This is a genomic window from Buttiauxella sp. A111 (assembly GCF_014189855.1).
GTDB classification, from domain to species: domain Bacteria; phylum Pseudomonadota; class Gammaproteobacteria; order Enterobacterales; family Enterobacteriaceae; genus Buttiauxella; species Buttiauxella selenatireducens.
On record NZ_BJFN01000001.1, the window covers coordinates 604158 to 627279 of the forward strand.

The 23122-nt window shown below is 51.6% G+C and carries 22 protein-coding genes and 4 tRNA genes; 8 read left to right on the forward strand and 18 right to left on the reverse strand.

What is annotated here, in order from left to right; all coding sequences use genetic code 11:
* Positions 1 to 28: 28 nt before the first annotated feature.
* Both BSPA111_RS02700 and BSPA111_RS02705 read left to right on the forward strand, forming a co-directional pair.
* Positions 29 to 307 (forward strand): DUF1471 domain-containing protein, encoded by a 279-nt coding sequence (locus tag BSPA111_RS02700; protein ID WP_183269663.1) that lies wholly within the window; start codon positions 29 to 31, stop codon positions 305 to 307.
* Positions 308 to 660: 353 nt separating this feature from the next.
* Entirely contained in the window at positions 661 to 864 is a 204-nt protein-coding gene (locus tag BSPA111_RS02705) for a hypothetical protein (protein WP_183269664.1), read from the forward strand.
* A 168-nt stretch (positions 865 to 1032) separates the two neighbouring features.
* Here the strand turns inward: BSPA111_RS02705 and BSPA111_RS02710 are convergent, their stop codons facing one another.
* From BSPA111_RS02710 to BSPA111_RS02760, 11 genes are all read right to left on the reverse strand, one after another.
* Positions 1033 to 1944: a manganese-dependent inorganic pyrophosphatase gene (locus BSPA111_RS02710; RefSeq protein WP_183269665.1), complete on the reverse strand. Its 912-nt coding sequence runs from the start codon at positions 1942 to 1944 to the stop codon at positions 1033 to 1035.
* A gap of 97 nt (positions 1945 to 2041) precedes the next feature.
* Complete coding sequence (locus BSPA111_RS02715) at positions 2042 to 2179, reverse strand: hypothetical protein (protein ID WP_183270307.1); 138 nt, start codon at positions 2177 to 2179, stop codon at positions 2042 to 2044.
* A gap of 275 nt (positions 2180 to 2454) precedes the next feature.
* A tRNA-Leu gene (locus BSPA111_RS02720) sits at positions 2455 to 2541 on the reverse strand.
* 12 nt (positions 2542 to 2553) lie between these two features.
* Positions 2554 to 2627, reverse strand: a tRNA-Cys gene (locus tag BSPA111_RS02725).
* Between the two features lie 49 nt (positions 2628 to 2676).
* Positions 2677 to 2752 (reverse strand) — tRNA-Gly (locus BSPA111_RS02730).
* 223 nt (positions 2753 to 2975) lie between these two features.
* Entirely contained in the window at positions 2976 to 3923 is a 948-nt protein-coding gene (gene cbl / locus BSPA111_RS02735) for an HTH-type transcriptional regulator Cbl (protein ID WP_183269666.1), read from the reverse strand.
* Positions 3924 to 4041: 118 nt separating this feature from the next.
* Positions 4042 to 4959, reverse strand: coding sequence for a nitrogen assimilation transcriptional regulator NAC (nac, locus tag BSPA111_RS02740; protein WP_183269667.1), 918 nt, complete (start codon positions 4957 to 4959; stop codon positions 4042 to 4044).
* A gap of 235 nt (positions 4960 to 5194) precedes the next feature.
* A complete protein-coding gene (locus BSPA111_RS02745) occupies positions 5195 to 5698 on the reverse strand; it encodes a protein disulfide oxidoreductase (RefSeq protein WP_183269668.1) in 504 nt (167 codons plus the stop codon).
* The gene (locus BSPA111_RS02750; RefSeq protein ID WP_183269669.1) at positions 5688 to 6299 is read right to left on the reverse strand and encodes a DsbA family protein; all 612 of its coding nucleotides are present in this window, start codon (positions 6297 to 6299) and stop codon (positions 5688 to 5690) included. Before BSPA111_RS02750 ends, BSPA111_RS02745 begins: the two co-directional genes overlap by 11 nt.
* Positions 6299 to 8182: a protein-disulfide reductase DsbD gene (locus BSPA111_RS02755; RefSeq protein ID WP_183269670.1), complete on the reverse strand. Its 1884-nt coding sequence runs from the start codon at positions 8180 to 8182 to the stop codon at positions 6299 to 6301. Before BSPA111_RS02755 ends, BSPA111_RS02750 begins: the two co-directional genes overlap by 1 nt.
* Before the next feature lie 47 nt (positions 8183 to 8229).
* Positions 8230 to 8595 (reverse strand): copper resistance protein, encoded by a 366-nt coding sequence (locus BSPA111_RS02760; protein WP_183269671.1) that lies wholly within the window; start codon positions 8593 to 8595, stop codon positions 8230 to 8232.
* Between the two features lie 190 nt (positions 8596 to 8785).
* Here BSPA111_RS02760 and BSPA111_RS02765 point away from each other — a divergent pair.
* Positions 8786 to 8861: transfer RNA gene (locus BSPA111_RS02765), tRNA-Asn, on the forward strand.
* A gap of 191 nt (positions 8862 to 9052) precedes the next feature.
* Here BSPA111_RS02765 and murP read toward each other — a convergent pair.
* On the reverse strand, positions 9053 to 10495 hold the full coding sequence (gene murP / locus BSPA111_RS02770; RefSeq protein ID WP_183269672.1) for a PTS N-acetylmuramic acid transporter subunit IIBC: 1443 nt from the start codon (positions 10493 to 10495) through the stop codon (positions 9053 to 9055).
* Between the two features lie 2 nt (positions 10496 to 10497).
* Positions 10498 to 11406 carry an N-acetylmuramic acid 6-phosphate etherase gene (murQ, locus tag BSPA111_RS02775; RefSeq protein WP_183270274.1) on the reverse strand — a complete coding sequence of 303 codons (909 nt, stop codon included), beginning with the start codon at positions 11404 to 11406 and terminating at the stop codon, positions 10498 to 10500.
* 248 nt (positions 11407 to 11654) lie between these two features.
* Between murQ and BSPA111_RS02780 the strand changes: the two genes are divergently transcribed.
* Complete coding sequence (locus BSPA111_RS02780) at positions 11655 to 12512, forward strand: SIS domain-containing protein (protein ID WP_255459220.1); 858 nt, start codon at positions 11655 to 11657, stop codon at positions 12510 to 12512.
* 166 nt (positions 12513 to 12678) lie between these two features.
* Here BSPA111_RS02780 and BSPA111_RS22610 read toward each other — a convergent pair whose 3' ends face one another.
* The 3 genes from BSPA111_RS22610 to BSPA111_RS02795 all read right to left on the reverse strand — a co-directional run bounded on the left by BSPA111_RS22610 (position 12679) and on the right by BSPA111_RS02795 (position 16103).
* A complete protein-coding gene (locus BSPA111_RS22610) occupies positions 12679 to 12846 on the reverse strand; it encodes a hypothetical protein (RefSeq protein ID WP_255459221.1) in 168 nt (55 codons plus the stop codon).
* 91 nt (positions 12847 to 12937) lie between these two features.
* Positions 12938 to 14326 carry an APC family permease gene (locus BSPA111_RS02790; protein ID WP_183269673.1) on the reverse strand — a complete coding sequence of 463 codons (1389 nt, stop codon included), beginning with the start codon at positions 14324 to 14326 and terminating at the stop codon, positions 12938 to 12940.
* 358 nt (positions 14327 to 14684) lie between these two features.
* Entirely contained in the window at positions 14685 to 16103 is a 1419-nt protein-coding gene (locus tag BSPA111_RS02795; protein ID WP_183269674.1) for a glutamine synthetase family protein, read from the reverse strand.
* A 222-nt stretch (positions 16104 to 16325) separates the two neighbouring features.
* Between BSPA111_RS02795 and puuD the strand changes: the two genes are divergently transcribed.
* The 4 genes from puuD (at position 16326) to BSPA111_RS02815 (ending at position 20596) form a co-directional block, all read left to right on the forward strand.
* Positions 16326 to 17090: a gamma-glutamyl-gamma-aminobutyrate hydrolase gene (puuD, locus tag BSPA111_RS02800; RefSeq protein WP_183269675.1), complete on the forward strand. Its 765-nt coding sequence runs from the start codon at positions 16326 to 16328 to the stop codon at positions 17088 to 17090.
* A gap of 25 nt (positions 17091 to 17115) precedes the next feature.
* Positions 17116 to 17673: an HTH-type transcriptional regulator PuuR gene (gene puuR, locus BSPA111_RS02805; protein ID WP_183269676.1), complete on the forward strand. Its 558-nt coding sequence runs from the start codon at positions 17116 to 17118 to the stop codon at positions 17671 to 17673.
* A gap of 152 nt (positions 17674 to 17825) precedes the next feature.
* Positions 17826 to 19313: an aldehyde dehydrogenase PuuC gene (gene puuC, locus BSPA111_RS02810; RefSeq protein ID WP_183269677.1), complete on the forward strand. Its 1488-nt coding sequence runs from the start codon at positions 17826 to 17828 to the stop codon at positions 19311 to 19313.
* A 2-nt stretch (positions 19314 to 19315) separates the two neighbouring features.
* Positions 19316 to 20596: an FAD-binding oxidoreductase gene (locus BSPA111_RS02815; RefSeq protein ID WP_183269678.1), complete on the forward strand. Its 1281-nt coding sequence runs from the start codon at positions 19316 to 19318 to the stop codon at positions 20594 to 20596.
* A gap of 167 nt (positions 20597 to 20763) precedes the next feature.
* Here the strand turns inward: BSPA111_RS02815 and ttrR are convergent, their stop codons facing one another.
* On the reverse strand, positions 20764 to 21369 hold the full coding sequence (ttrR, locus tag BSPA111_RS02820) for a tetrathionate respiration response regulator TtrR (RefSeq protein ID WP_183269679.1): 606 nt from the start codon (positions 21367 to 21369) through the stop codon (positions 20764 to 20766).
* Positions 21344 to 23110, reverse strand: coding sequence for a tetrathionate respiration histidine kinase TtrS (gene ttrS / locus BSPA111_RS02825; protein WP_373925624.1), 1767 nt, complete (start codon positions 23108 to 23110; stop codon positions 21344 to 21346). Before ttrS ends, ttrR begins: the two co-directional genes overlap by 26 nt.
* Between the last annotated feature and the right edge of the window lie 12 nt (positions 23111 to 23122).

Sequence of the window (23122 nt, forward strand, 5' to 3'; positions counted from 1 at the left end):
TCAGCAGCTTGAGGCTTACGAGGAAGTCATGATGAAAAGACTAATGTGTTTTTCTGTAATAGCGGCTCTTATGGCACTTCCTATAGTGACCATGGCTGCAGCCACAATTACGCCAGCCAAAGAGTTAGCACCTGGAGCCACTCATCAGCAACAGATAGGTACTATCTCTGTCTGGGGAGATTCCTCTGAAGATGTAGAGGCTTTCATTGGTAAAGAAGCCACTCATAAAGGCGCGACAGGTTATAAAATAATTTCTGAGAGTAACTTTGGAGACCAGACATACGGAACTGCAGTCCTCTACAAATAGTAGTCATCCATAATGTAGAACTAAACCTTATAAGTTAACGGCTTCCTCTGAGGGTGCCGTTAACGAGTGATGAGAATAACGTCCCTCCCTACGATAAAGTCGGTTCCGGGCAAATCAACCACGCCAGTAAGCACCTGTCCAATACGCTATAAACATACCAATGATCTTCAGCGACCACCTAAATAGCGGGCAGACCTGGATGTCTCATCCTGGCTATTGATACAACACGTTGATATTTCGGCTCTCTTTCTGAGAGTGAAATAATATCGTTCAGTGTTTTTTTGAACCATACTTACTACAGCTTCATATTCATTTTCTGGTTTGCCCAACACAGGCCAATACAGGAGAAATGCATGCAGCTAGTAAATAATAAGTCTATTGTATCTTCCAAAGATTTAGATTTTATTGCATTAAGTTTTGCCCGGATGCGCTCTCAGGGTCGATACCTTTGTCCGGATGCAATCACAGGAAATATGGATGAAGGTTGCAAAACGTGGTTTCTTAAACATTATGCAACCTGCTATGAACTGTTACAGGAAAAAGCCGCAGCGATGTAATCATTAATCGGGTAGTGAGAGCTACCCGGTTCTGGCACTTACAACAGCACCTTATGCGTTTCATCCCCTGACGCGAATGTAAAAGGGCTGGGCACGTTTGAACGTTATCAAATCAACCCAGCCTACCGTGTTAAAAATGAGCGATAAAGAGGAAGGGTGAGCCGCCAGTTATGATTTACCCCGGTGTTGATGAAGGTGCTTTTGTAGCCAGGGGAGAAGCTGTTTTTTTCGGCTTAACATGCCGTTCACCACACAGGGTTGTGGCTCCTTAATCAGTGCAGCCCCGGAAAAATAGAGTTCTGATCGTCTGGCGTTTATATCCGTCAGCATCAGAACAACCAGTTCCACACCTGTTTCTATGACATGCTGCTCCATTTCCCGGCGAAGCGCATCAAGGACCTGTTCTGTCTGGCTCAGAGAGTAGAGTTCAAGTTGGGCAACGCGCACCCGGATACCATCAATCTCAAATGTTTTAATATCTTTATTGAGTAACTGTCTGGCGGTCATGCCCTCAATACTAGTTTTGGCCGTCAAGAGGCTGGCAACAAATGAGCTCCGGTCAAGTCCTGCCAGTGCGGTGAGTTCATCTACTGCCGTACGGTCGTCTTCGGTTGTTGTCGGCGAGCGCAGGTCCACAGTGTCGCTCATGACCGCACCCAACATAAGAATCGCTTCTGCAGGTGTAATATTGTCTCTGACAGATGGTGACATCAGTTGCCATAACACTGTTGCACTGCTGCCGACAGGTTTTATCCAAACCTCCGGGGGAAGTCGGGTTATCAGCCCTCCCAGGCGGTGATGGTCAATAATCCCGACGATGTTACTGTCAACCAGTGATTCGGGGCCTTGGGCCGGCTCGGTAAAGTCAACCAGCCAGACCGCGCGATCAGCCAAAGAGAAAAGCAGAGATTCCGGGAGCGGCAGATCCGCATGCTCAAAAATAAACTGCGTTTCACGATTTATTTCGCCAGTGCGCCATGCCTGTGCTTCTTGCCCACGAAGCGTCAGCCAGCGGGCGGTCATAAATGCAGTACAAACCGAATCACTGTCCGGATGAAGATGGCCAATAACATGTATCATCGCTCATATCCTGTGTAGGGAAGTCTATGCTGCCTGAAGTGAATCGTGGTCCACGCCGACTCACTTTTCAAGTTACCGGTTAGCAATAGCATGGCTATCAGCCCTCCAGCCGCTTTATTCGGATACCATCCGCATCCAGCAAAGCACCTGTATAGCCAGGACGATTACCGGTTTCACGGTCGTGCTCGTCATCATCATCGCTAAGCGAGTTATTCTCAACAACAACGCGCTCCAACACGCATTGCTGTACTTAACCTAGCTTTTCCGTGGGTTACAACCGTTTTTGATCTGGTTGAATTAACAGGACACAGACAGGAAGAATCGGGATAACCTGACCATGAGAATGTTAGAGAAAAAGAAGGGAATTTCGCATTGAATGGCTCAAGTTAGCACTTCATTGCACCCCGTGAGCACAGGATATGCACAGGACGTGAATTTCAGGCATAAAAAAACCACCCGTAGGTGGTTTCACGACACTGCTTATTGCTTTGATTATTCTGATGTTTCCCATGGTGCCCGGGGCGGGACTTGAACCCGCACAGCGCGTACGCCGAGGGATTTTAAATCCCTTGTGTCTACCGATTTCACCACCCGGGCTCGGGAAGAAAGTGGAGGCGCGTTCCGGAGTCGAACCGGACTAGACGGATTTGCAATCCGCTACATAACCGCTTTGCTAACGCGCCAAAACCTTTCACCTTTGCAGGCTGTAACAGAAACTCTGCTACATAAATTTGGAGCGGGAAACGAGACTCGAACTCGCGACCCCGACCTTGGCAAGGTCGTGCTCTACCAACTGAGCTATTCCCGCAAAATCATTTTAATGAAGCTTAAAGCTAATCATTTGATTTTACTATCTTCTGGCAAGCTGTGCTGCCGTTCGATGCGTTGCATTCTACTTACCTGACGCGGTGAGTCAATGAAATTTTCGGTCACCGCGCTTCGTTTGCTGAATTTTGCACCGTACCGATCACGCTTCACGCAATTAGCGCCCCAAAACGGCTAAAAATTAGCTCACCAAAAGGATAAAAGCATCAAATTTGATAATCCAGTACGGTTTCTTCTGGCTCAAGTGCTAATCGCTTAATATCCGCAACAGAGAGCTCCGGGTTACATAATTCGATAAAGCGCCAAACGTAATTACGCTGGAGCTGCCCGCGTTTGAGTCCAAGCCAAACCGTGTTGGCGTCAAATAAATGACGCGTATCCAGCCGAACCAACTCCCCTCCTTCATCGCCGCTGGCCTGAAACGCAACCAGGCCAATACCCAGCCCTAATTCAACGTAGGTTTTCACCACATCAGAATCTTGAGCGCTCAGGACAATATCAGGCGTTAGCCCGCGGCGTAAAAATGCTTCATCAATACGCGCCCGCCCTGTTATCCCCTGCCGATAAGTAATAATCGGCCAGCGGCTGATATCGTCGAGCGTAAGGGGATTGGCATGAATCAATGGATGGCCGTGCGGCACCAGCAAGGTGTGGAACCAACGAAACCAGGGATAGGCAACCACTAACGGATCGGTGCTCAATCGTTCACTGGCGATACCAATATCCGCCGTACCGTTGTGCAACAAGGTTTCTATTTCTTGAGGCGTGCCCTGAATTAATTCAAGACGGACTTCAGGAAACAACGCACGGAAGGATTTAATGACGGATGGCAAACTGTAGCGCGCCTGAGTATGCGTCGTCGCAATCGTCAGCACGCCGCTGGCGTCATTGGTAAATACATCGGCCAGGCGCCGTACGTTACTGGCTTCATTAAGGATACGTTCGGCAATGACCAGCAAGGCTTTGCCAGGTTCCGTCATACCTAATAATCGCTTTCCACGGCGAATGAAGATCTCGATACCAAGCTCTTCTTCCAGTTCACGGATATGACGGCTGACGCCAGATTGAGAGGTAAAAAGCATGTTGGCGACTTCGGTCAGGTTGTAGTCCCGCCGAGCCGCCTCACGAATAATTTTTAGTTGCTGGAAGTTCACATTGCCCCCAGGGCATGACCGTTCTTTACACTATTGTTAAAGTGGCGGCCCCGAGATACCAAATAATAAAAACCAGCAACTTATTCGATTTAGCAATAAGCGCTATTTACCCACAGGCTTAGCCGACTAACAGCAGCTCGCGATTTTCTTGCACAGGACGAACCACTAAAGACATTAAAATGTCTTTTACCGCCTGCGCCTGGGGCGTCAACGCGGTGCGCGCCGACAAATTCACCGAGAGCGGTAAATTCAGTGATGGGCTCGTAATGCGAGCCATCCAACCATTTGCGGAACTCACCAGCGATCGCGCCGCTGATTCTGGCAACACGGTTACGCCCATGCCGCTGGCAATTGCGGCCGTCAGGGTAGAGATAGAATCAATCTCGCCGGTGATTTTTGCCGTCAGGCGACGCAACGAGAACGCTTCATCCACTCGTTTACGAACCGCACTATAATCACGCGGCAGGAATAGGTTCATTTCGGCCACCGCACAGAGATCGACTGTCTGACCTGGACAGTCGCGGGTGCCGACCAGAAACAACTCCTCTTTAAGTAACGGTTGGCTAATGATGCCTGCCGTTGGAGAACGGTCATACAAGACCGCCATGTCAAGCTGGCCGCTTAACAGCTTGTCATTCAGGACAGAACTACTGTTCTCATGCAGATAGACCAGTACGTCGGGTAACTCCGCACGTACTGCCTGCAATAAAGGCATGGTAATAGATGAAGCCGCTGTACCTGGCGCCAGGCCAATTGAAACCTGCCCGCCGATTGTTTGACCCACATTGCAAACCGCCAACTGTGCCTGTTCGCACTGGCGAAGAATCGTTCGCGCATGGGTATAAAGGATTTTTCCTGCTTCTGTAGGCGTTACGCCGCGTTTAGTGCGAATTAACAGCTGCTGGTCCATTTCACCTTCAAGGGTAGCAACTTGTTGGCTCAGCGCTGGCTGCGCGATATGCAGCACTTCTGCGGCCTGAGTCAGGCTACCAATATCGACGATTTTTACGAAGTACTTCAGTCGTCTTAAATTCATTTTGCCTCCTACACGGAATGCCAACGCCAGTTTCGGCAGTGATGTCACTCTAAGAATTGCAATATACTTGCCACTTTTGAGAAACATCCGACCAGATGAGCTAACAAGCTGGATAATAAGCGAAAGTGATTGAAACCACGGGAATGAAGATTGAAACAAGGGTTCTCTTATGCCCCATAAGAGGTATGTGCGCACCATTACAGTGCGCACATTCAGATAAACGTGGAACTCTCCTTTATACGCCAGCCCACCACAGGCGGATCTTCATCCCCCAATAGCTAGTCCAGCCAGTCGTCGAAGAAACCACCTCTCCTTTGTAAAGCACCACCAGCGTAGGCGTAACGCCAATCTGCCAGTTGCGGGATAACTCGCCCGAAGGGTCATTGATCACCGGAATCATTATCTTCTTCTGCGCAAGCCAACGCGCCACCTCCTGCGGTTCGCCCGATCTCAAAGCGATAGACATCACATTGGACTGTTCTTCCACCAGGCGCGCAATGGATGGCGTGGTGTAGCGACACACGCCACACCAACTCGCCCAGAAATAGAGTAGCAGCGGGCGTTCTTCACTCAGTGCATTCAGGGTAATGGTTTGACCATCCAGCGTATGCAGCGGTGTGCTGTCGAAGGAACCTGGCATTTTTGGCGCACGCCACCAATCCATCAGGACCACCATCGTGACAACGATCAGCGCGATGACCAGCACCTTACGCCCCCAACGTCGCAGCTTACTTGTCATTAGCCTGCTCCCGTTTCACTTGTACCAGTTCGTCGAGAGATTCCCACGGCACTGCACCCGCCAAAAACGTATCGCCAACCAGCGTAGCCGGTGTTCCTTGCACACCGACAATCCGCGCCAGTTGCAGATTGAGGCTCAGCGTTTCCCTGCTCAGTTCATCCGGCTCGACGCGCGTTGAGCCACTTTTTGTGGCCGCAGCATCAATGGTGGCCGCGGTATGATTGCCCTTTTTCGACATCAGGCTTTGATGCAGCGCCAGAAACTCCTGCGGATGTTCCCGCCAGGTGGTGAGAGCCACTCGAGAGGCAAGCGACGAAGATTCACCGCGAAAAGGCAGCAGCTTGAACACCACCGCCACATCTGGATATTTCTGCACCACTTTTTCAAGCATCGGGTCGAACTGTTTGCAGTACGGACAGTTGTAATCAGTAAAAGAGATAATGGTCAGTTTTGCATTCGTAGCACCCATCCGAGGGCTGGCCGGATCGTGGTACAAAGCCTGGTAAATCATTTCCTGTAACTGATCTTCGTCGGATGGGGTCGCGGCGTTTGCGCCAAAAGTCGTCGCCACAAACAGCAAAAGCGTCATAAGCATTTTCATTATTGATTTCCTTTTGCTTCAGTGAGCGAATTCAGGACAACATCACGCGTTAAAAGTGTCTGGAGCGGCTTCCCTACGGGAGAGTTTGGCCCATAGACTTGATTGAACGGCACACCGGCCTGGCCACGTTGCTTGAGAAAATCCGTGATTTCCTTCGAAGGAAGCGTCCAGTCGCCACGCAATGCAACCACATCAGGCTCCTGCAATGCGGCCTGCACATCATCTCGAGCAATGACATTTAACTTGTTTATTTTGCAGGTGATACACCAGTCGGCAGTGACATCAATAAACACACGTTTATTTTGAGCAAGTGCATCCTGGATGGCCTGCTCGCTTAACGGCTGCCAGGCGATCTTCTCTTCCGCTGGGCCGTTGGCTGTTGCGCTAAAATGCACCGGTAACAAACTGGCCAACCACAACGCCGATCCCAGCATCATCACCGCCAGTATTCGGCGCAGCCAAAGCATCCAACGCCCAGGTTTCGGAAGGCGTAGTGCCAGTGATGGGCGCATGGCGATTAACAGCCACGGCAAGCTCATCCCCACGCCTAAGGCGAAGAAAATTCCCCATAACGTTGGCAATGAGGCACCCAATGCAATGGCGACCGCAGTTCCAAGAAACGGTGCGCTACAGGGAGTCGCCAAAAGCGTCGCCAGCGCACCCTGCCAAAAATGCCCGCTCAAGCCACTTCCACCCTGCGTGGCGAGTTTCGTCGTCACTTTCGATGACAAATGAATCTCAAACAATCCGAACAGGTTGGCGCTGAATATCATCATCACCAACACCATAAAGCCGATAAACCAGACGTTCTGGAACTGAATACCCCAACCCACCGCCTGATGGGTTAAGCGCAGTACGGTCATCAACAATGCCAGCGCCATAAACGAAGTCAGAATCCCGGCAAACGAGGCGAGGAACTGCTGACGTATCTGCCGCTGGTCTTGCTTGTCCACCAGCAGCACCGAGCCTAATTTCATGCCAAGCACGGGCAAAACACACGGCATCAGGTTGAGGATAAATCCGCCCAACAGGGCAAGCAGCAACACCTGCCAAAGTGCTAAATCATCGCCCGCATCAGGCACCATTGGCGCGGCATCTATCGTAACGCTGCTTTGCTGAGCGACACCGTTATCGGCGATAACCAGTGATAAATGACGCCCGCGCAGATCGGGACCGACACCGTCCCAGCCATCGCTTACCGGTATCGTTGCCCACAGGGTTTCACCGTCTACACGGATTTTTGGTTTGCCGAAACTGGCATCATCCGGCGTATCCAGATACAGCTCGGGCTTCTGCCAGCCTGCGCTGCGAGTGGCTTGCACGACTAACTCTGCATTGTGATACCCGGCTTTCAGAACATCCATCAGCCCATTTGGGAGCGGCACCTTGCCCATTGCTTGCGCATAGTCATGGGCAAAGGTCGCATCACCCTGCATCGGTGTGATTTCAAAGGGGAAATCGGTCAACAGGCAGACATCTTTGCAAGTCGAAAGCGTCAGCACACCGGCTATTTTTGTCGGTAGCTTGTCTGCCAGTTTTATCGGGATACTGACCTGGTGTTGGTAACCCTGAGTGGTGATCCCCGCTACATCAAACCGTTGCGGTACTGGCCAAAACCATTGGGCTGCTTTTACTGGTTCATTCCAGGTAATGGTGGGCGCAACGCCACCATCGCCAGGTGAACGCCAGTATGTTTTCCAGCCATCCTCAAGTTTTACATCCAGTAAAACCTGAGTTTCGCCTTGCACGGAAGTGTCAGCGCGCAGGCGCACGCTCGCATGATTATTATCGGCGGAATGAAGCCAAGCGGATTGTGCAGCCCAACTGACTGGCACCCATAGCAGCAATAGACAGATCAATGTCTGCCTGAAAAGACTCAACATATTTTTTCTCCATAAATGAATTATCGAACTGTGTTAAACAGCCGGTTTCATTCACGGAATACGCAAAATCTCAGATGGACTCTGAGCGTGGGGGAGGAAAATTCTCGAACGGGGACAAGGGAGGAAGATCTCGACAACAATGGTGCAAGCAGCGTCACGATCAGGCTGAAGATAAACAGCGCAGCTTCAAACAGCACCGGCGGCGAGGCAAGGAGCGATTTAGCGCTCAATTCACAAGGTGTCACCGCTGACGCTTCATCAGCATCGGAAACACTGTTTTGAGTCAGCATCACGCTCTGAGCAGCTTTCATTTGCAAAGCATGCATCCCGGCCATGCGCTGCGCGGTGCACACTAACACCGCCAGACAAGCCAGGAACAAAAACCACTTTGCGATTTGCTGCTGTTTTAACATGAATTCTTCACTCCATTTGAACCGCATATCTTAGCCCGTCACCTCCGTTTGGCAACTAATGCGCTGTAAAGATATGTCTGTAGCGTCAAATGAAGCAGTTTGCTTGTTTTATCAGCAAACGAACCAACAGCGTGATGAGAGGCTTTGACAAGCCTGAAACGCCTCGCTAATATGCGCCCCGTTAACCGATTCCTCTGTAGTTCAGTCGGTAGAACGGCGGACTGTTAATCCGTATGTCACTGGTTCGAGTCCAGTCAGAGGAGCCAAATTCGAAAGCCCGCTTAAGGAAACTTAAGCGGGCTTTTTTGTTTGCGTGCATCCTGGGGCACCCCAGTAATGATGCGGCGACAGCCTCTGGTGAAAGATATCGCTGAAGTGCCAACAGGTGAGGTGCAAATGGCCTCGAAAAAAAGCAGGCGGCAACGTGAGTTTTGGGGGATGCCGCCTGCCCTCGAACTTATGTCAAATCAACGTCTTTGTAGCCAAAGAACCACGTAATGATGAAGCCACTAGCGTAGGAGATAAGCACTCCCGCTGCGTAAACCCCCATACCGGCATAGATACCCTGGGCGGATGTCATCAACGGCAGAGAAACCAGACCGGACGGGCCAAATACGGTGTTCAGGCCAATCGGCAGACCAAGCCATGCCACCAGGCCGATGAAGAAACCGCCGCACGCGCCGCCGAGACAGGCCGTGACGAATGGCTTAACGCGTGGCAAAGTTACGGCGTAGATGAGCGGTTCGCCAACGCCCAGCAGGCCAGGAATAATCGCCCCTTTCACCTGATTACGTGTCATGGAATGCTTAGCTGAGCGATAGTAAAGCGCAAGTGCTGCACCGACCTGCCCACCGCCAGCCATCGCCAGAATCGGGAACAGCGAGTTAAAGCCCTGCACGTCCATCAGCGCAAAGTAGACCGGGATAAAGCCCTGATGAACACCAAACACCACCGCAATCAGGAACAGCCCAGCAAGAATTGCACAGCCAAACGGGTTACCGTTCAAGTGCAGGAACAGCCAGGACATCCCTTTAAACAGCTCGCCACCAAAAGGCATAATCAGCGTAAAGGTCAACGCCCCGGTGATCAGCAGCGTCAGCAGTGAAGTGACAATCATATCCAGGTTATCAGGGACAACTTTACGGATCTGACGCTCGATCCACGCGCCCAGAATAGACGCGATCAGTACACCAATAATGTTGCCGCGCGGATCAATGCCCATGCCGAAAAAGTTATCAATGCCGGAGAAATATCCCACCGTCGCTTCTGGGTTGTAACCCAGCAGGAATAAAGAAGCGATAATCGCCCCATTTACGCCCGAGCCACCAAAAGCTTTCTGTGCGTTATAACCAATCAGAATAGGCAGGAAGGTAAACAAACCCTTGCCGAAGATCTTCATGTAACCCACGATATGCACGATGGTTGCATTCTTCACGGCGGCGTCCGCAAGAAGGCTTTGTTCGATCAGCGTCGCAAAACCCAGCAGCATACCCGCGGCGATAAAGCCCGGGATCAGTGGCGTAAAGATGGTGGCAAACTTAGCGAGGAACTGATGCACTACGCTGTTTTGTTTTGCCTTCATCTTCTGTTTGGTGTCACTGGCAACGGAACCCACGCTCGGCTGCTCAAAGGCTGCGTCCGCTCCGTTAGCCAGCATCGTGTTCATCATTTCAGCAGCGGTTTGCGCTTTGCCGGGCCCAAGGATGATTTGCAACTGATCGTCACCGTTAACCACTCCCAGCACCCCAGCCAGCGCCTTGAGTTTGTCATGCTCAATCAACTGGTCGTTATTGAGTGTCAAACGCAGGCGAGTCATGCAATGCCCACAGGTCTGAATATTATTTTTATTGCCAACCAACTGCAGGATCGTGGCAATTAATTGTTCCGTAATCTTCGCCATTGCTAGATCTCCGTATTGGCTAACGCCTTGCGAATAAAGCCATTGTTATCATTTAACAGTTGTTTAGCTTGCGCGGCGGTCAACTTACCCAGCACCATAACGATGGCGGTTTTGCAGTGGCCATCACAGGCAGCCAGCGCATCCGAGGCCGTCTGCTGGTCGCAATCCGTAGCCTGCATAACGATGTTGATTTGACGCTGAACGAGCTTCAGATTGGTTGCTTCCACGTCCACCATCAGATTGCCGTAGACCTTGCCGCTGCGGATCATCGCTCCGGTGGTCAGCATGTTCAGTACCAGCTTTTGTGCGGTACCGGCTTTCATACGTGAAGACCCGGTAACCACTTCCGCGCCCACCACAGGCATGATGGCAATCTTTGCTATTTGAGTGATTTCACTGCCCGCATTGCAGGTCAGCGCAACGGTGGTTGCGCCCAGGCTGTTGGCATAGTTGAGTGCTGCGACGACGTAAGGTGTACGACCGCTTGCGGCAATCCCTACCAGTACATCTTTTTGACTAAATTGCAGGTTTTTTAGATCTTCCACGCCCATCGTCAGGCTATCTTCTGCATTTTCAACGGCCTGAAGAATGGCCTGGTGGCCACCAGCAATCAGCGCCACAACCTGCTCGCGCGGCGTGCCGTAGGTTGGAGGGCATTCGCTGGCATCCAGAATTCCAAGGCGACCTGAAGTGCCCGCACCGCAGTAAATTAAGCGCCCCCCTTCCTGGAAAGCTGCAACGATAACATCGACTGCCTGAGTGATAGCCGGAATCACCTTTTCAACGGCCAGCGCCACTTTTTGGTCTTCCTGGTTGATTACCCGCAGCATCTCTTCGGTTGACAGCATGTCGATGTTTTCACTGTGAGTATTGCGACCTTCGGTAGTCAGGGTTGTTAAATCGATTTTCATCATTGTCTCGCTATTTGTTCATGCCAAATGGCAACGTTAAAGTTCCAGTGCCCAGCCTTTAAATGGAATAATTAATGATTCAACAATCAATTAAAAGGAATATTTAATTCCTTGCAGTTAAATGTGACATGGTTCATACATTTTATAGGGCGAACACTATTCAGAAATTCCTTCAAATCCGTCTTAATGAAGGTTGCCTTTCAATCGCGAGAAGGTAATGATCGAGCGATCTTTTGTGGAGAAACGCCGTGCTGTACCGTCAAAAATTGATCGAAAATATGGAACGTTTCACCCCAGGTGAGCGCAAGATCGCAAGTTTCATCATTGATAGTCCCGATGCCTTAAAAGAGCTTTCTTCGCAACAACTGGCCCAAACGCTCGGCGTTAGCCAGTCGGCCATTGTCAAATTTGCCCAAAAGCTCGGGCTTCAGGGCTTCACAAAGTTAAAAGTGGCGCTGGCGGAAGAATGGGGGAAACAGGTAACCGAACGTAAGCAGCACTCATCCCATTTGCACAACGATATCAGCAGCCAGGATCCCCTTCTCGACGTGGCAAATAAGCTTCTCAATGAAAAGCTTAACGCCATCCAAAAAACAACGGACAGCCTTGATATCAATCAGCTTGAAAAGGTTATTGGGCTGCTACAGGCTGCGAAACGCATTCACATCGTTGCCATCGGGGGCTCTTCTCTTGTGGGAAAAGACCTCGCCTGGAAGCTGATGAAAATTGGCTTTAATGTCCTGATTGAAACCGATAGCCACGTACAACTCACCATTGCACAAGCCCTGACTCATCAGGATGTGATGCTGGCGATATCTTTCTCCGGCCAACGTAGGGAAGTGCTGCTTGCGGCTGAGGTTGCCCAATCGAAAGGTGCCGCTGTGGTGGCGATAACGTCCCTGCAGGAGAGTGAACTGAGAAAACTAGCCGATTACTGTATCGACACGGTTGCAGACGAACAGCGCTGGCGCAGTTCGTCCATTTCATCTCGCAGCGCACAACTATGCGTGACCGATTTACTGTTCATGGCTCTGCTTCAGCGTAACGAAAGTGAAGGGATGAAGATGATCGAGCAGAGTCGTAATCTGGTCGATAAATTAACCTGAGTGGACTGAATTTGAACCTGAAAAACCTCAGGGCTTCCGCCAACCCAGACGAGTCTCAATATTTTCCGCACTCAGTTGCACCAGTTGGCGAAGATCAGGAGTGGTCTGCTCCAGCTTGCTAAAGGGCACCACAATGGAAACGGTAATCTGGCAGGCTCCATTCGTATCACATACCGTTGCGGCAATGCAGGCTACAGAAAAGTCGGACTCTCCAGCCTGCACCGATAATCGTTGAATGGTCGTGACCCTCCGCCATGGCCAGTACCACCATGGCATCGTTATCGCGTCCACACAGTTGGACCACTTCCCCACACTGCGCATTCAACAGTTCCATTTCCTGAGTAGCAACGATTTACTGACCATATCTTCGACCACCGAAATAGATGGTCGAAAAAAGGGGCATCAATCGCTTTGGCTATCTCATATTACTCCCATACCCGTTCCGCTTTCGCCCCGTCGAACTGCGGTGGCGGCTTGCGAAAACGACCCGTGAGCCAGCCCAGGTACACAAGTCCGACCGCCGCCCAAACCAATCCCAGCGTCAATGACGTCTGTTCAAGGTTGATCCACAGCACCGCCACCGTCGCCGCGCCAATCAGCGGCATAATCAGATAGTTGAGTTTATCTTTCCAGGTCTTATTGCGGCCTTCCCGACGCCAGAAGTGGTTGAATACTGAAAGGTTCACAAACGTAAACGCCACCAGCGCACCAAAGTTAATTAATGCTGTAGCAGTCACCAGGTCGAAGAACAGCGCCGACAGAGACACGATGCCAACCATCACCACATTTAGCGCTGGCGTGCGCCATTTCGGGTGTACGTAACCGAAGTATTTTTCCGGGAAGACGTTGTCACGCCCCATCACATACAACAGACGTGAAACACTGGCGTGTGACGCCAGCCCAGAAGCCAGTGTATTGACGAAGGTCGTACACAGGAAGATCGACTGGAACAGCTTGCCACCCACGTACAATGCAATTTCCGGTAGCGCCGCATCTGGATTTTTAAAGCGGCTGATATCCGGGAAGAACAACTGCATAAAGAACGAAGCTGCAATAAAGATAATCCCGCCATAGACGGCAGTCAGGAAGATAGCTTTTGGAATGGTGCGTGCCGCATCCGGAGTCTCTTCCGAAAGTGTCGTGACCGCATCAAAACCCAGGAACGAGAAGCAGACTATCGTGGCCCCGGTGATTATCGGAATCAAATGCGCGTTCTGGCTGATAAAAGGTTGTAACGTCCAGACGGTTCCAACGCCCTCCCCTTTATGAAGCCCTTGCACCACCAGGATGATAAACACCACCATGATACAAACCTGAACCAGTACAAACAGCGTGTTAAAGTTTGCCACCAAATTCACGCTTTTCAGGTTTGCTACCGTGAGAATGACCACAAAACCGATGACCCAAATCCACGGTGGAACCTCAGGGAAAAGTGCGGACAGGTAAATTTTTGCCAGCAGCACGTTGATCATCGGCAGGAAAAGATAATCCAGTAGCGACGACCAGCCCACCATAAAACCAACATGTGGGCTAATGGATTTTTGCGCGTAGGTATAGGCGGAGCCTGCTTGCGGAAACTGGCGAACCAGTTTGCCGTAGCTCACAGCGGTAAACAACACGCCTGCCAGGGCAAGGATATAAGAGGCCGGCACATGCCCATTGCTGATACCCGAGACAATGCCGAAGGTGTCAAACACTGACATCGGCGTGAGATAGGCCAGGCCCATCACCACCACTTGCCACAGTTTTAAAGATTTACGCAGTTGCGGTTTACCCGCTTGTGATGGAAGTTCGACAGGTGAGTTAGTCGCCATGATGAAGTCCCCCCATGCGTGTACAGGTTTGCGATAGTAACGATGTGACTGCAAACCTGCTTAGCCTGGGGGTAGGAAATGAATCGCGGGGTAATAACGTCGGGCAATGACCGGTAACCGGTCCGTCATAATCAATACGGCAGCGGCATTCGCCTTCGCCATGCGGGTATTTGAACATCTGCATCATCTCATTTCCTCGTCATACACACTGTCGTTTAACTGAAGACCCGTTACCGCCTGTTATCCATTACGCGGCTACGGGGAATGGCAGGTTGCCCTGCAAATGTCCAGTCAGGCTCCGCTCAGACTGTATACCCGTCATACTTCAAGCTGCTTAGGCTTCCGGAGAAACGGGGTATCAAGCGTTTTTCAGCATCCACTCAATTTCAGTTTCTGTGATCAAACGCTCAAACTGAATCAACTCATCGTTCTTGCAGGCGTGGAACACATGGCTGAAGCGCTCGCCCATCAGTTCGCGCAGGCTATCGTTTTGCATGAACTCCCACAGTGCATCACTCTGGCGAATCGGGAACGGCAGCCCTTCCTGCTCAAGCCCATTGCCTTCCACTTCTTCATGCAGCGGCAAATCGTTATTAAGACCATGCAGAATGCCCGCGAGGATGGATGCCATCACCAGATAAGGGTTGGCATCTGCACCAGCAACGCGGTACTCGACACGGTGATTGTCACGATCGCCACAAGGGATGCGCAGTGCAACAGTACGGTTGTTATGCCCCCATGAAGCCTGAGTTGGCACATACATACCGGGCTGGAAACGACGGTAGGAGTTTACGTTTGGCGCTAACAACGCCATAGATGCAGGCATCAGGTCTATCATCCCGGCAAGAATTTTCTTGAGAAGGACTGAATCTTCGCCATCGGCATCGGCCAGCACGTTCTCACCTTTCGCATTCAGGATACTGATATGAATGTGCATCCCGCTGCCGGCGTGCTCTTCATACGGTTTCGCCATAAATGTGGCGTGCATTTTGTGTTTTTCCGCCACCGTGCGCACCAGGCGTTTTAACGCCAGCGCATCGTCGCAGGCATCAAGCACGTTATCGGTGTGATGCAGGTTAATTTCGAACTGACCTGGAGATGCTTCGGCTACCGCACCATCGGCCGGAATCAATTGCAGGCACGCCAGATCGTCGATATCGGTCAATACATCGGCGAAATGGTTAAGGTTATCAACGGAGTAAACCTGGCTCTGAGTGTTACGGTCATTGGTGCCCGGCGCGCACGGCGGCTGCAAATACCCTTCGGTGTCACGTTGACGGTCAAGTAAATAGAACTCCAGCTCTACCGCTACCACGGGGAACAGACCGCGCTGGCGCAATTGCTGCCAGAGTCGGTTAAGCACGTTCCGCGGCTCAACGTCAAAGGGAGCGCCATCTTCATCAAGCATCGTCAGCTGCACCTGACCGATAAATTCCGGGTCCGCCGCTGACGGGGTTAAGGTACCCAGCACCGGTACACAGTTGTGATCCGGTTCACCTAATTCCTGACCCAGCCCTGCTTCTTCAACCACGTTGCCAAGAATATCCATCGCAAAAACAGAGGCAGGGAAGTAGCAGCCCTTCTCTATTTTACGCAGGCTGGAAACCGGAATGCGCTTTCCGCGGAAGCAACCGTTCAGGTCAGTGAGCAAAACATCAACATATTGGGTATTTGGATAGCGTTCGAGGTACGTCTTTACTTCACGGGCAAACGCGCTACTTCGTCTCTCTTCGGAATGCTGAACAAAACTCTCAACTTCTACGATATTGGTTTCCATGATTCACCGCCGTTGCTTTGGATGCCAGTCGCTGATTTCGACCGTTAAATATAATGTCCACTTTTCGACAATGGCTCCATTTTAAATGTTTGTCAAATGTTAACGTGAGTTTGCAAATAGGTTATCACACTGCTAGATTGAAAATATATTGAACGATATTGAGCAAAAAAGAGTAATACGGGTTAGTTTGGCAATAATTTAGTCCAGAATGTGAGGTCGATCATGGGCAATATATTTGACAAGCCGGTTATCGGTGTAGTGATGTGCAGGAACAGGCTTAAGGGTCACCAGACCCAGACGTTGCAAGAAAAGTACCTTAATGCCGTATTGAATGCCGGCGGTTTGCCGATTGCTCTGCCACATGCGCTGGCGGAGCCGGAACTCCTGAATGCTTTGCTGCCCAAACTCGATGGCATCTTCCTGCCAGGCAGCCCCAGTAACGTGCAGCCGCACCTGTATGGTGAAAACGGCGATGAGCCTGACGCCGATCCCGGGCGTGACGAACTGAGCCTGGCGTTAATCAACGCGGGTCTGGAAAGGCGCATCCCCATTTTCGCCATCTGTCGTGGATTGCAGGAACTTGTTGTTGCAACGGGAGGGACTCTGTATCGTCGCCTGTGCGATCAACCAGAGTTTTTGGAACACCGTGAAGATCCAGAGCTTTCGGTGGAGCAACAGTACGCTCCATCTCATGAAGTCCAGGTTCAGCAAGGAGGATTGCTTTCAAAGCTAATACCGGGTTGCAACACGTTTTGGGTGAACTCGTTACATGGACAAGGCGCAAAAACACTGGGCCCATTGCTGCGCGTGGAAGCACGCTCACAGGATGGTCTGGTTGAAGCGGCCAGTATTCACGATCACCCGTTCGCTCTGGGTGTGCAATGGCATCCTGAATGGAACAGTAGCGAATACGCGCTGTCGCGTATGTTGCTTGAAGGTTTTATCACCGCTTGTCAGAACCACCTCGCTGAAAAGCAGCGGCTCTGACCACTACTGTTAAGGAAAAGCAACTATGAGCGATGACGGCCTGGCGCCGGGTAAACGTTTGTCAGAGATCCGCCAACAATTGGGGCTTTCACAACGTCGTGCCGCCGAACTGTCTGGATTAACGCATAGCGCCATCAGCACCATAGAACAGGACAAAGTGAGTCCTGCTATCAGTTCGCTGCAAAAGCTGCTGAAAGTTTATGGGCTGTCGCTCTCCGAGTTCTTCGCAGAACCGGAAAAACCTGATGAGCCGCAGGTGATTATTAATCAGGATGACCTGATTGAGATCGGCAGTCAGGGTGTGTCAATGAAGCTAGTACATAACGGAAACCCGAACCGTACACTGGCCATGATCTTCGAGACTTACCAACCGGGAACAACAACCGGTGAGAGGATCAAACACCAGGGTGAGGAAATAGGCACGATACTGGAAGGTGAAGTGATACTGACCGTTAACGGGCAGACATATCACCTCGTTGCAGGGCAAAGTTATGCCATCAATACCGGCATACCTCACAGCTTCAGCAACACCTCGGCAGGCATCTGCCGCATTATCAGTGCCCATACCCCCACCACGTTCTGATTTCTATACGCTGATTTAATCGGCCTGAGTTGCTCAGGCCACCTTAATACGATGCTTTTTACAGGATTTATTTCCTGGGGCATCTTGCAGCCAGATTATGACGACTGCAACCAAGGAAAATCGATTATCTTATTGAGTTATAAGGAGTTGGCATGGACTTTCAGAATCTGAACTACTGGCAGGAAAAAGCGAAAAATATCGCGATAGAAACCCGTTTGTTTATTAACGGTGAATATTGTCCGACTCAGGATAATAGTACCTTCGACATTTTCGACCCGGCAGCACAACGCACCCAGGCACAGGTTGCGCGGGGTAAAAAAGCCGATGTTGATATTGCCGTTCGCGCGGCACGTGATGTTTTCGAGCGCGGCGACTGGTCGCAGGCCTCGCCCGCCAAACGTAAAGCCGTATTAAATAAGCTGGCAGATTTAATGGAACAGCATCACGAGGAACTGGCGCTGCTGGAGACACTGGATACCGGCAAGCCTATTCGCCATAGCCTGCGTGATGATATTCCCGGTAGTGCCCGCGCCATCCGCTGGTATGCCGAAGCGATTGATAAAGTTTACGGTGAAGTCGCCACCACGGGGGTTAATGATTTAGCGCTGATCGTCCGTGAACCTGTGGGTGTTATTGCCGCCGTCGTGCCGTGGAACTTCCCATTACTGCTGGCCTGCTGGAAACTCGGCCCGGCGCTGGCTGCGGGTAACAGCGTGATTCTCAAACCTTCCGAAAAATCCCCTTTGACCGCCATTCGCCTGGCGCAACTGGCGAAAGAAGCCGGTTTGCCCGACGGCGTGTTTAACGTCATCCCAGGATTTGGCCACGAAGCAGGCCAGGCGTTGTCCCTGCATCCGGATGTGGACGTTATCACCTTTACAGGTTCTACCCGCACCGGTAAGCAACTGCTGAAAGACGCAGGCGATAGCAACATGAAACGTGTCTGGCTGGAAGCCGGTGGTAAAAGCGCCAATATCGTGTTTGCCGACTGCCCGGATTTAACAAAAGCCGCCGCCACGGCTGCTGCGGGGATTTTCTACAACCAGGGCCAGGTGTGTATCGCCGGGACGCGCCTGTTGTTGGAAGAAAGCATTGCCGATGAGTTTATCGAACTCCTGAAAGAGCAGGCAAAAAACTGGCAGCCAGGCAACCCACTCGACCCGAATACCACCATGGGTACGCTGATCGATAACGCCCACGCTGATACCGTACACAGTTTTATTCGTAACGGCGAAACCGAGGGAAAACTGGCGCTGGATGGCCGGAGCGGTCAACACCCTGCCGCGATTGGACCGACGATTTTCCTCGATACCAGCCCCACCGCCAGCGTGAGCCGTGATGAAATCTTCGGGCCGGTTCTGGTCATCACCCGCTTCACATCCGAGGCACAAGCACTGGAAATCGCCAACGACAGCGATTATGGCCTCGGAGCCGCCGTATGGACTCGCGATCTGTCGCGGGCGCACCGCATGAGCCGTCGCCTGAAAGCAGGCTCCGTTTTCGTCAATAACTATAACGATGGCGATATGACGGTGCCGTTTGGCGGTTACAAACAAAGCGGTAACGGGCGCGATAAGTCTTTGCACGCATTAGAAAAATTTAGCGAATTGAAAACCATCTGGATTTCACTGGAGCCTTAATCATGACTGAACATACCAGCAGTTATTACGCGGCAAGCGCCAATCAGTACGAGCCTTTTCCTCAGCTTTCCGAATCCGTCACTTGTGACGTGTGTGTGGTCGGCGGTGGTTACACAGGGCTGTCTTCGGCGCTGCAGCTGTCTGAAATGGGTTACGACGTGGTGCTGCTCGAAGCCGCGCGCATCGGCTTCGGTGCCAGCGGACGCAACGGCGGTCAGTTAGTTAACTCTTATAGCCGCGACATCGATGTCATTGAGCGCACCTATGGTGCTGACGCGGCAAAAATGCTCGGCAGCATGATGTTCGAAGGTGGCGAAATTATTCGTGAACGCATCAAACGCTACCAGATTGATTGCGACTATCGCCCGGGCGGCCTGTTTGTGGCGATGAATCATAAGCAGTTAGAAAAGCTGGAAGAGCAAAAAGCCAACTGGGAGCGCTACGGCAACACCCATCTTGAGCTGCTGGATGCTAACGAGTTGAAACGTGAAGTGAACAGCGACAGATACGTCGGCGCACTGCTCGATCACAGCGGCGGCCATATTCATCCGCTGAATCTGGCGATTGGCGAAGCGAACGCCATCCGCCTGAACGGTGGCCGGGTGTTTGAGCAATCACCGGTGACTAACATTCAGCACACCAGCCCGGCGGTGGTGAATACGGCTAAAGGCAAAGTGACGGCGAAATATGTGATTGTGGCGGGGAACGCCTATCTGGGCGATAAAGTGGAGCCGGAACTGGCGAAACGCAGTATGCCATGTGGTACGCAAGTATTGACCACTGAACCGCTGAGCGAGGAAGTTGCGCGTTCGCTTATCCCAAATAATTACTGCGTGGAGGACTGCAACTATCTGCTGGATTACTACCGTCTGACCGCAGATAACCGTCTGCTATACGGTGGCGGTGTGGTGTACGGCGCTCGCGATCCGGCAGACATTGAGCGTCTGGTGATGCCAAATCTGCTGAAGACCTTCCCGCAGCTGAAAGGGGTGAAAATTGACTACAGTTGGACCGGCAACTTCCTGCTGACGCTGTCGCGCCTGCCACAGGTTGGCCGTCTGGATAACAATATTTATTACAGTCAGGGTTGCAGCGGCCATGGTGTCACCTATACCCATCTGGCGGGCCGTCTGATAGCCGAATTGCTGCGCGGTGATGCAGAACGCTTCAATGCCTTTGCGAATCTGCCGCACTACCCGTTCCCGGGTGGCCGCACTTTCCGCATTCCATTTACCGCAATGGGGGCGGCTTACTACAGCCTGCGCGACCGTCTTGGGGTATAAAATAAACAGGGGTTACTGGCGAAAGTGAGTGCCCCAACAACCGATACCTATCACGCAAAGGCCACTGGCAAAGGCGATTCCAGTCAGAGGAGCCAAATTCGAAAGCCCGTTTAAGGAAACTTAAGCGGGCTTTTTTGTTTGTGCAGATTTAACTGTTTTATCCCCCTTCAACTCAGCAACAGAAATGACTCCCGTACCTGTTGAAGTCGATTCACCAGTTCAGCCAGGCTGCCCGCCTGCATTTTTTCCATCACTCTGGCGCGGTGTACCTCCACCGTTCGTACCGCAATGTTCATTGCGTTGGCAATCTCACGGTTGATTAACCCGTTTGCCACCAGCCCCGCTAATTCTCGCTCTTTTGGTGTGAGTTGCTGATAACAAGCGACAATCTTTTGCCTATCGAACGTCTGCGCAGAAGCGAGCAGCGCACGTTCCAGCGCAACCTGAAGCGGTTTTGCAGAAACGGGCTTTTGCAGAAAATCTATCGCGCCGCGTTTCATCTGCTCCACAGCCATTGGGACATCACCATGACCGGTGAGGAATACCACCGCCAGCGTACTGCCGCGTTGCAACATTTCCTCATGCACAACCTGACCATCCATACCCGGCATACGCATATCCAACAACAAGACCCCCGTCTGATACAGATCAGCCTGAGACAGAAACTTCGCCCCTTCATTCCAGCAGAAAACGTCATACCCCAGGCTTTCAAGCAAAAATGCGCAGGCCTGGGTTACCGCCACATCGTCATCCAGTAAATGAATTCTCGCCATCGCGTTTTTGCTCCTCCCTGCGCGGAAAATCTAACATTACAGCCACACCCATTTGACCATCTGCGGCCCTTTGATTCTTGATAGTGATTTCTCCCATGCCATAACGAACCAAACGCTGACAAATCACCAACCCTAGCCCCATCCCCTCATCGCGGGTCGTCATAAAGGGTTGGAAAACCTGACGTAATAACTCGTCATCCATTCCTCCGGCATTATCCTGTAAGGTGATTCGCGCACCCTCGTCTTTATGCTCCACCACAATCCACACCTTTTTTGCACCTGCCTGTGCCGCATTCAGGATAAGGTTCGCCAACACCTGTTCAAGCAGAACTGGCGGCAAATACAGGGTCTGCCTTGCATTCACGTCCAACTCCAGCGTTACCGCCGGAAAGTGCTGCGCCATGCGCAATAATTGCCAGACGTGCAAAATAGCGTCACGAATGTTGACGCATCGCCACTCTTCCGTCATGACCGGGTTACCTTGCGCCTGGCTAACCCAATGGCGCAGATTTCGCAGTGTGTCGCCCCCTCGCTGGGCCTGACTAGCAATTTCTTTCAGTGCCGTCTGTAGCGGGTGGTGTTCATTTTGAGATTCAAGGCGGATCAGGCATCCCTCGGCATAATGGCGAATAGCAGAAAGCGGTTGATTCAGTTCGTGGGCAAAACCGGAGGTCATCTCCCCCAACACGCTCATTTGCCTTGCCGTTTCCAACGCCTGCTCCTGTTGGCGAAGCTGAACATTATTACGCTCTATCTGCTGACCGCGCCGCCGTACCAGTAGCATGACCCAGATATAATTTAGCGTGAGCATGAGCAGAACCAGCGCCACTGTGCCCATCACCCATTGATGTTGTATCAGCCAGCTTTTGATATCCAGCCACAGATGCCGCTGCTGTGGGTGCTGACGCACGTCGTGTAACAACGTTTCGACCTGGCTTGTAGAAGCCGGGGCCCCCCAATGAAAAGGCGAGTCCTGCGGTGTATTAAATAAAACTTTCGTGACGCGATCCGCCAGTTCATCACTGACACTCGGCAGTGCCGCAAATGACCAGTTGGGATAAAGCGGCGTACTGGTTAAGCAGGGAATTGAGGATGGATGGTTTAACACCGCGACAAAATCTTCTTTATGGACCAGTCCCTCTTCATCCATATTTTCTAGCAGGCATACCGGTACAATCACCGCCTGAACGGCTTTTTCGCGTAACAAATAGAGCAGCGCATCGGCCGGGAAACCTGTGAAACGCAAATTCAAGTCCCGCTCCGGGCGAATGCCGTTATCACTGAGCGCCTTATACCCCAGCAAATAGCCGCCAAAAGCCTGCGCATCAATCGCGCCTACGGTTTTGCCGATCAGATCGTGTACGTTTTCGATCCCACTGTCGCGCCGGGTCAGGATAACACTGCCGATAACATTGCTCGCAGCCTGACCACCGCGACCAGAACGCAAAGAAGCCAGCCAACGCAGCGGTGAATGGCTGTTCAGTTGCACAAACTGCGCCGGATTGGTCACCACGAACTGTACCGTTTTGCGGTTAACCGCTTCCTGCATTTGATGCAAATCCAGCGCCTGGATATGAAACTGCTCGCCGGGTATTTGTTGATTGAGCAGTCTCTCTAACGGTTGCCAGTGGCTTCGCGTCAACACCTCTCCACGCATCGCCAGAATGCCAATACTCCACGTCTGCGCCCATGCCACACCGCTCATCATGACAGCTGACATCAATAATGCCAGGCATCTCATCTGTATGCCGTT